Here is a 10,668-nt window from a genome sequence, read left to right on the forward strand (position 1 = left end):
CAACTTACCCGCGACTTACGCCGAGCCGCTCGGCGGGGTCGGCCTTTCGGGAGCCGGTCCCGGTCCGGCCGCCGGTCGGGCGCCCACGGAGCGCAGCAGGCCGGTGAGGGTCCGCGTGCCCGGGGCGGCGGCCAGGCCGTCCAGGGTGACCGGGCGCCCGGAGCCGTCCGCGACCGGCAGCCGCCAGTTCGGGTACTGGTCCCAGGTGCCGGGCAGGTTCTGCGGGCGCGGGTCGCCGACCACGTCCGGCAGCCAGACGCCGACCAGCTCGGCCGGGGTGCCGGCCAGGAACCGGTAGAGCGCCGCCGCCGACAGCGGCTCGTCCCCGTCCAGCAGGCCCAGCCGGAGCAGCTCGGCCCGCCAGTCGGCCAGCTCGGCCGCCGACTCGGCCTGCTCCTCGCCGAGCGCGCGGGAGAGCAGGCCGAGCCGGTGGCGCAGCTCGACGTGCTCGCCGGAGAGCCGGGCTGCGGTGGACGGCAGGTCGTGCGTGGTCAGGGTGGCCAGGCTGCCCGGGCGCCAGCGCTCCGGGGGCAGGATCGCGCCCCCGCTCTGCCAGTCCCGCTCGAACCAGAGCACCGAGGTGCCCAGCACGCCGCGCTCCGCCAGTTCCTCGCGCACCCCCGGCTCGACGGTGCCGAGGTCCTCGCCCACCACGGCGGCGCTGGCCCGGTGGGCCTCCAGGGCGAGCACCGCGAGCATCGCCTCCGCGTCGTAGCGGACGTAGACGCCCTCGGTCGGGGCGTGTCCGGCCGGCACCCACCAGAGCCGGAACAGGCCCATCACATGGTCGATCCGCAGGGCGCCGGCGTGCCGGGCGGCGGAGCGGATCAGCTCGGCGAAGGGCGCGTAGCCGGCGGCGGCCAGCGCGTCCGGCCGCCAGGGCGGCAGGCCCCAGTCCTGGCCGTGGGCGTTGAAGGCGTCGGGCGGCGCGCCGACCGAGATCCCGGCGGCCAGGACGTCCTGGAGCGCCCAGGCGTCGGCGCCGTCCGGGTGGACGCCGACCGCGAGGTCGTGCACCAGGCCGACCGGCATGCCGGCGGTACGGGCCGCCTGCTGGGCGCGGCCGAGCTGGCGGTCGACCTGCCAGGCGAGCCAGCGGTGGAACGCGACCCGGTCGGCCAGTTCGTCGGCCTCGTGCCGGACGTGCGGGGAGTCGGGGTGGCGCAGGCCCTTCGGCCAGTGGTGGTGGTCGGCGCCGTGGCGCTCGGCCAGGGCGTTCCAGACCGCGTACCGCTCCAGCCACTCGCCCTCGCGGGCCAGGTAGGCGTCGAACGCGGCCGTGCGGACGGCGCCGTGCCCGTCCGCGTACCGGCGGTACGCGCCGTGCAGGAGTTCCAGGGCGCGGCGCTTGAGGGCCCAGACCTCGTCGCGGTCGATGAGGCCGTCGTGGACCAGCACCTCGGCGCGCAGGCGGGCGGCGCGGGCGAGCAGCTCGTCGGCCTCGGCCCGCTCCTCGCCGGCCAGGTAGGCGTACTCGGGCACCTCCTCGATCCGCAGGTGGACCGGGTCGGCGAAGCGCCGGGAGGAGGGGCGGTAGGGGGACGGGTCGGAGGGCGTCGAGGGCAGGGCCGCGTGCAGCGGGTTGATCTGGACGAAGGCCGCGCCGAGGGAGCCCGCCCAGGTGGCCAGGTCCGCGAGGTCGGCGAGGTCCCCCATGCCCCAGGAGCGGTCGGAGAGGACGGAGTACAGCTGGGCGAGGAAGCCCCAGCCCCGGCCGGGGAGGGCGGGGAGGCGGTCGGGGGCGACGATCAGGTGCGCGGTGGCGGTGCGGTCCGCGGCCTCGGCGTGCAGGGTGTGCCGGCCGGGCGGGAGGTCGGCGGGCAGCCAGTGGGCGTGGCCGTTCGGGAGCCGCCAGCGCTCGCCCTGCTCCAGGACGACGGTGAGCCTGGTGTCGGCGGGGAGGTCGAGGGCGGTGCGGCGGCCGGCCCGGGCGACCACGGTCGGGGGCAGCAGGCGGGCGCGCTGCTCCGCCCGGTGGCGGGCGAGGGCCTCCCGGGCGGCGTCGGGGGTGGCGGCGGCCACGCCGATCGCGGCGAGGACGGCGACCAGGGTGCGGGCACCGGCCGGCGCCCCGCCGGGGCCGTGGCCGGTGTCCACCCCATGGGCCTGCGCCAGTGCCACCAGGTCGGGCGGCGGCGGAGGCGCGTCCTGGGCCGGCACCTCCAGTGCGTCGGCTCCGTCACGGTCGAGATAAGCGGCCACTCGCGACTCCTGCGATGTCTCGGCAACGCCCAGTCAGGACAGCCACAGTCCTACCCGGGTGACGCCCCGGTGACGCTGCGCGACACGACCGGGAACAGAACCGGGAGCCGATAGGGGCACCACGAGTGCACGGACCTGGGGCACCACGAACGGGCAAGTCCACCGGCACCACGCACGGGTGAGTCTTTGACCCCGGCCCAGCACGGACCGCGAGCGAGCCGAAGGGGCGCGCCGGTGCCGAAAGGGAGGAGCGAGGAGGCCCCTGAGGAACGAAGGGGCATCGGAGCGACGACCGTCGGCACCGGACGTAAGCGCCCCGGAGGCGAGCCGAGCCCCAAAAAGGGAGCCTCACGAAGGGTTGCAGTCGCGGGTAAACCGGACAAAGTCGGCATACCCGTCGACGACGTTGACACCGTCAAACAGAGCTGGTGGGCTGTGCCGCGATGTGGTTCCGGCCTGGCTAGGAGGCTCCTGTGCAAGCCCGAGTGTCAGAGGTGGCCGGCCGGCGGTTCCGTCAGCAGCTGGAGCAGAGCCCCGCGCTGCGCGAGGTGCTCCAGCACCCGACGGCGCTCGCGGCCCGTCGGGCCACCGCACGGACGTGCCGTCAACTGGCTCCCCGGACGGCCGATCGGCTGATCGCCGACCTCAAGGGCACCTCGCCGCTGCTGCCTTCGGTCCGGGCCGAGCGCGCCCTGGCCTCGCGCCCGGGGGCGCCGAGCCGGCGGACCCTCCAGGTGGCGGCCACCCTGTCGGCGGCCGCCGTGGTCGGCGGCCTGCTGGTGAGCGGCCCGGCAGCGTACGCCGTGGCTCCCGGGTACACGCCGGGTCCGGACGTGGTGAGCACCGCGAGCGGCACCCCGCAGACCCCGCTCGGCAGTCTGAGCGACCCCCAGGTGTTCCCGCGTCCGCAGGAGCAGCGCGTGACCGGGAAGCCGGTCACCGTGCCGGGCGCCGTCACCCTGGTCACCGCGGCGAACGCGGACCCCGGCGCGGTGGCCTCGGTGCGGGAGGTCCTCGGCATCGCCGGCGCGACCGTGGTGACCCCGTCGCCGCAGCCGGGACCGCCGGTGGCCGGCTCGCTGGTGGTGTACGTCGGCGGTCCCGCCGAGGGCGCGGGCGGCGACACGGACCGGGTCCTGCGTGAGCTCACCGTTGCGGCCGGCGGCAAGGACACCGCCGCGCCCAGCACCGCCGGGCTGCCGTCCGGCGGCCATGTGCTGGCGGCCGGTCAGCTGCCGGTGGCCGGTGGCGGCAGTTACGGCGCGGTCGTGCTGGCCGGCGCGGACGCGGCCGGCACCTTCTACGCCGCCCAGTCGCTGCGCCAACTGCTGGCGGCCGTCCCGGCGGACCAGGGCCAGGCGCCCGGCGCGGCCGGCCTCGGGCTGCCCGGGATCGTGCTGCGCGACTGGCCGTCCGGCGCGCCGGTGCGCGGGACCGCCGAGGCGTTCTACGGCACCCCGTGGACGCAGCAGCAGCGGCTCGACCAGTTGGAGTTCCTCGGCCGGTCGAAGCAGAACTTCTACCTCTACGCGCCGGGCGACGACCCGTACCGGCTGGCCCGCTGGCGGGACGCCTACCCGCAGGAGCGGGAGAACGACCTGCGGGCGCTGGCCGCCCGCGCCGCGCGCGACCATGTCACCCTCGGCTACGCGATCGACCCCGGGCAGTCCTTCTGCTTCAGCTCCGGGAAGGACGCGGACGCGCTGGTCGCCAAGCTGGAGGGGCTGCGCCGGCTCGGTTTCTCCGCCTTCCAGCTGCAGTTCCTGGACGTGTCCTACGAGGAGTGGCACTGCTCCGACGACCGGTCCAAGTACGGCACCGGCCCGGTCGCGGCCGCGAAGGCGCAGGCGGAGCTGGCCGCCAAGGTGCAGGACCGGCTGATCGCGCGGAACCCGGGCCTGGCGCCGCTGTCGGTCGTCCCCACCGAGTACCACCAGCAGGGCTCCAGCCCGTACCGGACGGCGCTGGCCGCCGCGCTGCCCTCCGGGGTGCAGGTGGCCTGGAGCGGTGTGGGGGTGATCCCGGAGCGGATCACCGGCACCCAGGTCACGGACACCGGCGGCCTGTACGGGCACCCGCTGGTCACCATGGACAACTACCCGGTCAACGACGCCACCCCGGACCGGCTGTTCCTGGGCGCCTACACCGGCCGGGACAGCGAGGTGGCGACCCGGTCGGCCGTCATGCTGACCGGTGCGATGCGGCAGCCGGTGGCCTCCAGGATCGCGCTCTCCACGGCCGGTGACTTCGCCTGGAACCCGTCCGCCTACAAGCCGGAGGACTCCTGGCGGGCGGCGCTGCGCTCGCTGGCCGGGCCGACCGGCGCGACGGCCACGCCGACCGGGGAGACCCTGGCCGCGGTCACCGCGCTGGCCGGGAACAGCGTGTCCTCGCCGCTGACCAAGCAGGAGTCCGGCTATCTGCTGCCGCTGATGGACCGGTTCTGGGCGTCCGCCGAGCCGACCTCGGGGGCGGCTCCGGATGTGGCGAGGCTGATCGAGTCGGCCGCCCCGCTGCGGGAGGCGTTCACCGCGATGGCCGGCGCCCAGCAGACCCTGGCCGCCGCCCAGGCCACCGCCCCGCTGGCCGCCGAGGCCGCTCCCTGGCTGGCGCCGCTGCGCGACTTCGGGCTCGCCGGGCAGTCCGCCCTGGACATGCTGCTGGCCCAGCGCGGCGGCGACGGCGGGGCCGCCTGGAAGGCCCGGGTGGAGCTGACCAAGCTGCGCGAGCAGCTCGGCCAGAGCCCGGCGACGGTCGGCGCGGGCGTGCTCGGCCCGTTCCTGGAGCGCGCGCTCCAGGCGGCCGACACCTGGGCCGGGGTGCAGGGCGGCGGCATCACCGCGACCACCAGCCTGGGCACCGCGCACGACCACCTGCCGGCGCTGATGGCCGACGGCGTCGCCGACACCTTCTACTGGAGCTCGGCGCCGCCGCAGCAGGGCGACTCGGTCGGCCTGGACCTCGGCGGCGGGCGCCCGGTCGGCAGCGTCACCGTGCTGATGGGCTCCTGGGGCAACGGTCCGGACGGGCAGAGCGCGCTGGACGACTACATCCGGGACGGCGTGCTGGAGTACTCCACCGGGGAGGGCGGCTGGAAGAAGCTGGCCTCGGTGAAGAACCAGAAGTCCGTCTCCGCGCAGGTGCCCGCCGGGACGGTGGTCCGGGCGGTGCGGCTGCGGGCCACCGCCGCGCAGAAGACCGCGGTCGCGGTGCGCGAGTTCTCGGTGACCGCGCCGGACGAGCTGCCGTCCAGTGTCTCCGGCGGCCCGGCCGCGCTGCCCGGCTCCTCGGCCGCCGCCGTGCTGGACGGCAACCCGGACACCGCCTACCGGGCGGCCACCGCGCCGACCGCGCAGGACGAGCCGCTGACGGTCGAGCTGGGCGCCGCCCGGCCGCTGGACCGGCTGACCGTGCTCACCGACCCGGGGGTGCGGGCCTCGGCCACCGTCTCGGTGCGGCACCAGGACGGCACCTGGACCGAGATCGGCACCGTGCAGCCGGGGTGGAACGAGCTCGCGGCCGGCGGTCCGGCCGCCGACGCGTTCCGGCTGGCCTGGAAGCCGGGCGGGGAGCCGCCCGTGGTCAACCAGGTGATCCCCTGGTACGCGGACGCCCCGGCGGCCCGGCTGAGCCTGGCCGACGCCTCGGTGGACGCGGTGATCGGGGAGGCCGTGCCGGTCCAGGCCCGGGTCACCGTCGAGGCCGGCCGGCCGGAGGGCGTCACCGGGGAGCTGCGGACCGAGGTGCCGGCCGTCGCCAAGGGGCTGACCGTCGCGCCGGTGACCGGGGTGAGCGTGCCGCGCGGCGGCAAGGTCGGCGTGCCGCTGCTGGTCACCGCCGGGCCGGAGACGCCGTCCGGGACGTACCAGGTGCCGGTGGTGTTCGTGGCCGGCCAGACCACGGTCCGCCAGGTGCTCCAGGTGCATGTCGTGCCGCCGACCGGCGGTCCCGACCTGGCGATCACCGCGCAGGCCACCTCCTCGGGCGACGAGACCGCGAACTTCCCGGCCTCGGCGGTGGCCGACCAGGATCCGAGGAGCCGCTGGTCCTCGCCGGCGGCCGACGACGCCTGGGTGCAGCTGGAGCTGCCGAAGGCGACCCACCTGGGCTCGGCGGTGCTGCACTGGCAGGCCGCGTACGCCGCCGCGTACAAGATCCAGTCCTCGGCGGACGGGCGTTCCTGGACCACGGTCGCGGCCGTGGGGGACGGCAGGGGCGGCAACGAGACGGTGCGCTTCGACGCGCCGGGCGCGAAGTTCCTGCGGATCCAGGGCGTGGCCAGGGCGACCAAGTACGGCTACTCGCTCTGGGGCGTCGAGCTGTACGCCGTCGCCCCGGTGGACGGCCAGGTAGTGCCGCCGGTGACACCTCCGGTCACCCCGCCGGTGACGCCGCCGGTGACGCCGCCGACCGGGCAGCCGGGCGGCGGCCAGCAGTCGGGCGGCCAGACCGAAGTCCCGGGTGGCGGGACGGCGACCACACCGCCGGCCGTGCCGACGCCCTCGACCGGTCCGACCGGGCCGACCCCCGCCCCGACCGCCACGAGTCCCGGTGCCGGTGCCGCCACCGGCACTCCGAGCGGCAGCCCGACCGGCTCCCGGCCGAAGCCGTAGGGAGCGGGGAGCCGTAGGGAGCGGGCGGAGCCGGAGTAGGGCGGGCGGCGGGCGCAAACGGCGGGCCGCCGCGCTCCCCGATACGGGGTGCGCGGCGGCCCATGAGGCGTACCGGGAGTGATGACGGGCAAGCCCTTGTGGTGCGGACTCAGGCGGAGAGCGGTTCCGCCTGCTCACCGCGGCGGACGGGGGCGGGGTGGCCGGCGTGGGCCCGGCCGAGTGGGACCGGGTGGGCCGGGTCGATATGGTCGTGGTGTTCGTACTCGTCCCACTGCGGGGCGCGGAACTGGTCGTTCCCGCCGTACGGCTCCAGGTAGGGCCGCCAGCGCGGGTCCTTGATGCCGGTGCCGATGATCCGCCAGGCCAGGCCGCTGGGCGGCGCCGGTGGTCGTTTCATCCGCCAGCCGAGCTCGGTGAGGTGGCGGTCGGCCTTGGTGTGGTTGCAGCGGCGGCAGGCCGCCACCACGTTGTCCCAGCGGTGCTGGCCTCCCCGGCTGCGCGGGATGACGTGGTCGACGCTGGTGGCGGCGGCCCCGCAGTAGACACAACGACCGTGGTCGCGGGCGAACAGCGCCCGGCGGGTGAGCGGGACCGGCCCGCAGAACGGGACCCGGACGAAGCGGGTCAGACGGACGACGGACGGCGCCGGAAGGGCGCTGGTGGCGCTGTGCAGAGTGACCCCCGAGTCCTCCAGGCTGACCGCCTTGTGATTGAGGACGAGGATGAGTGCGCGGCGCATCGATACGACGCCGAGTGGCTCGTAGGACGCGTTGAGGACCAGGACATGCGGCACGGATGCCTCCTTGGACGCCTGCGGCGCGTGGCTCGCGCCGGGACGAGCGGTTCGATCACGCAACGGGTGCGTGATCCACCCCAGTGTCGCCTTACGCCTTTGTACGGCGCCACCACTCCTGTGTAACGGACCGGATGTGAACTCCGGGTGTGGGTTCTGTCATACCCGGTATGCCCGGGGGAAGCGCGGGTTGCACTCCGGTGCCCCTCCGGGGTGTCACCGGGAGTACCGCCGGGGTGTCGCTGAGCCGTGCGGAGCAGCGCCGAACGCGGCGTGCGGGCGCGTTGACGGGGCGTCCGGGCGGGTGTGCGCGCCCCGTGGCAGGGCGGCCCGGCCCGTTCGGTATGTCAGGCCGGTGGCCGGACGGCGGCTAGGGTAGGCGGACGGTCCGCAGGCCAGGGGCGTGCCAACCCCGGGTGGGCACCGCGGCGGCGGACCTGGTCACGACCCCTCCAGGAAGGTCCCGCACGTGTTCCGCTCCGGTGCCGCCGGCCTCCTCGCCGACACGTCCGCCACGACGCCGGCCTCGACGCCCGCGCCGTCCCCGACTCCCACGGCCCCGGAGTTGCCGGACCTCAGGATCCCGACCAGCGCGCAGGAGGTCTCCGACACCACCCGGCAGGCCGCCGGCTGGCTCGACTCGCACTGGCAGGACTGGCTGGCGAGCGGCGTCCGGATCGTCTTCATCATCGTGCTGGCCCTGGTGCTGCGGGCGATGGTGCGCAAGGTGATCACCCAGCTGATAACGCGGATGGTGCGGCCGGGCGAGAACGAGGACGAGCCCAGCCGGCTGGGCGGGCTGCTGGCCAACACCGGGGTGGTCAACCCCGAGCGGCGCCAGCAGCGCGCCGAGGCGATCGGCTCGGTGCTGCGCAGCGTCGCGTCGTTCTCGATCCTGGGCACGGCGGCGCTGATGGTGCTGTCCGCGCTCGGGGTCAACCTGGCGCCGCTGCTGGCGAGCGCCGGTGTGGCCGGTGTGGCGATCGGTTTCGGCGCCCGCAACCTGGTCACCGACTTCCTCTCCGGGGTCTTCATGATCATGGAGGACCAGTACGGCGTCGGCGACGAGATCGACACCGGGGTGGCCACCGGCACGGTGCTGGAGGTCGGCCTGCGGGTGACCAAGCTGCGCGGCGCGGGTGGCGAGATCTGGTACATCCGCAACGGCGAGGTGAAGCGCATCGCCAATATGAGCCAGGGCTGGTCGACCGCCTCGGTGGACGTCCAGGTCGGCTACAAGGAGGACCTGGAGCGGGTCGAGGCGCTGATCAAGGAGACCGCGGAGGCGCTGGCCAAGGAGTCGCCGTTCGACGAGCTGGTCTGGGCGCCGTTCTCGGTGCTGGGCGTGGAGTCGGTCGCGGCGGACTCGGTGGTGCTGCGGGTCGAGGCGCGGACCGCCCCCGGCAAGTCGCTGAGCGTGGGGCGGGCGCTGCGCCAGCGGCTCAAGGCGGTCTTCGACCAGGCCGGGATCAAGGTCAAGGAGGAGGTCGCGCCGGCCGTCGCCGCGGGCGCGGCCGCCGGGACGGCCGCCGCGATGGTGCTGAGCACGGCCGCGGCGCCGGCGCCGGGCACCGATCCGGCCCCGCCGTCCGCGCTGGCCGATCCGTCCTCGGCGGGCTACAAGGCGGCGGCGCCGATCCCGGCCCCGCCGTCCGCGCCGGTCGACCCGTCCAGGACCCCCTGACCCCGGGGCAACGCCACCGGGCCCCGTCTCCGAGCCACTGTGAGGCGGGGCTCCGCACTGTCCGGGGGCGGGGGCCTCAGGCCCTCGGTACGGCTGCTGCGGCGCCGCCGAGCAGCAGTTCGACCCGGGCGAGTGCGGCCTGCGTGGACCGGACCAGTTCGGTGTCCCCCTTGGCGATCCGCAGCCTCAGAGCTTCTTGCAGATGGATCTTGGCCTCCGCCAGATCTCCTCGCTCCATCAGGTGCTTGCCGGTGTGCTGGAGCGCGAAGTCGAGGAGTTCCGGGTGCCGGCTTCGCGCGGTGTTCAGCGCGCTGCGGTAGAGCGCGTCCGCCGTCCGCACGTCACCGGCGTAGCGGTGCGCGTCCGCCAGGTTGAGCCCGGTAGCGACGACCGCTCCGGTGTTGCCGATCGCTGCGGCGAGGCCGAGCGACTGCCCGAGGAACGTGCGGGCGTCCTCATGGTGCCCCAGGCACATCTGGCCGAGGCCGATCCATCGCGTCAAGACCCGAGTACGCGCGGGGTCGGTCTCCTCAGGCAGGGCCCGCAGTTCGTCACGTAGTCGGCCGACCGCGGCGGTCAGCTCGGTCCGGTCGATGGGGACCATACGCAGGCCGTCGTCCTGTGTGATGAGGTGCTGGAGCACTTGGCCTTCCCTCGTTCGGTTCTGCTCGGCGTGGCACTACAGCTCGTCGGTCTGCTGACGCACATCGGCCAGCAGCTCAATGCCGTGGGGGGAGAAGTGCTCACCCAGGAGTTCGAGTTCGCGCATGAGGTACCGGACGGCCGGCAGTCCCCCGTCGTAGGCGGCTCGGAAGCTCGCGCGCTCGTTGGGCGTCAGGTCGTCGCGGTTCAGTTCGGTCCGACGGAATCGCAGCAGCTGGTTGTAGACGCAGGTCGCGTGGAAGGCCCGGTCGATTTCCCAGAACTGGTTGCGGGCCACTCCCTGCCCGGCTCGCCACTTGATCTCGATCTTGGGAGAGGTCTCGGTCGAGTACCCGTCGGCGAAGACCTTGTTCTGGAGAACGTGGAAGCTGATCAACTGGTGTGTCCCTTCGTGCAGCAGGTTCTCCGCCAGGAAGAGGGAGGACGGCTCCGGGCTGACGGTGTTCGGCGGGATGTGGTGCCGCGCCTTCTCGGAGAACGCGATGACGTACGGGAGCGCCGGGTCGCTGGAGCTGGTCAGCGAGGAGGTACGGACGTCGAAGAAGGAGCCGGCGGGGACGCGGGTGGCGATGGCGGTCTTCAATGCGGACTCTCCTTGGTTCGAGGGTGTACGACGCCGGGCGGGGGGGGGGGGGGGGGGGGGGGGGGGCCCCCCCCCCCCCCCCCCCCCCCGCCGCCTTCCCCGGACGGTCACGGTTCCCCCCGACGCCGCC

Annotated in this window: 6 protein-coding genes; 2 read left to right on the forward strand and 4 right to left on the reverse strand. The window is 75.0% G+C overall.

Annotated elements, in window-relative coordinates:
* Positions 1–15: 15 nt before the first annotated feature.
* Entirely contained in the window at positions 16–2,202 is a 2,187-nt protein-coding gene (gene malQ, locus SM793_RS28045) for a 4-alpha-glucanotransferase (protein ID WP_413816048.1), read from the reverse strand.
* Between the two features lie 473 nt (positions 2,203–2,675).
* Here malQ and SM793_RS28050 point away from each other — a divergent pair, with 473 nt between their 5' ends.
* Positions 2,676–6,815 (forward strand): beta-N-acetylglucosaminidase domain-containing protein, encoded by a 4,140-nt coding sequence (locus SM793_RS28050; RefSeq protein ID WP_320441081.1) that lies wholly within the window; start codon positions 2,676–2,678, stop codon positions 6,813–6,815.
* 148 nt (positions 6,816–6,963) lie between these two features.
* Here SM793_RS28050 and SM793_RS28055 read toward each other — a convergent pair whose 3' ends face one another.
* On the reverse strand, positions 6,964–7,608 hold the full coding sequence (locus tag SM793_RS28055; RefSeq protein WP_320441082.1) for an HNH endonuclease: 645 nt from the start codon (positions 7,606–7,608) through the stop codon (positions 6,964–6,966).
* A 469-nt stretch (positions 7,609–8,077) separates the two neighbouring features.
* On the opposite strand from SM793_RS28055, the gene SM793_RS28060 reads away from it, so the two are divergent.
* Entirely contained in the window at positions 8,078–9,292 is a 1,215-nt protein-coding gene (locus SM793_RS28060; RefSeq protein WP_320441083.1) for a mechanosensitive ion channel family protein, read from the forward strand.
* A gap of 76 nt (positions 9,293–9,368) precedes the next feature.
* On the opposite strand, the gene SM793_RS28065 is transcribed toward SM793_RS28060, so the two are convergent.
* A complete protein-coding gene (locus SM793_RS28065; RefSeq protein ID WP_320441084.1) occupies positions 9,369–9,935 on the reverse strand; it encodes a hypothetical protein in 567 nt (188 codons plus the stop codon).
* Between the two features lie 36 nt (positions 9,936–9,971).
* Positions 9,972–10,538, reverse strand: a complete 567-nt coding sequence (locus tag SM793_RS28070; protein ID WP_320441085.1) for a hypothetical protein — start codon at positions 10,536–10,538, stop codon at positions 9,972–9,974.
* Positions 10,539–10,668 lie beyond the last annotated feature (130 nt).

The sequence above is a fragment of the Kitasatospora purpeofusca genome (assembly GCF_034043715.1).
In the GTDB taxonomy this organism is placed as follows: Bacteria; Actinomycetota; Actinomycetes; order Streptomycetales; family Streptomycetaceae; genus Kitasatospora; species Kitasatospora purpeofusca_A.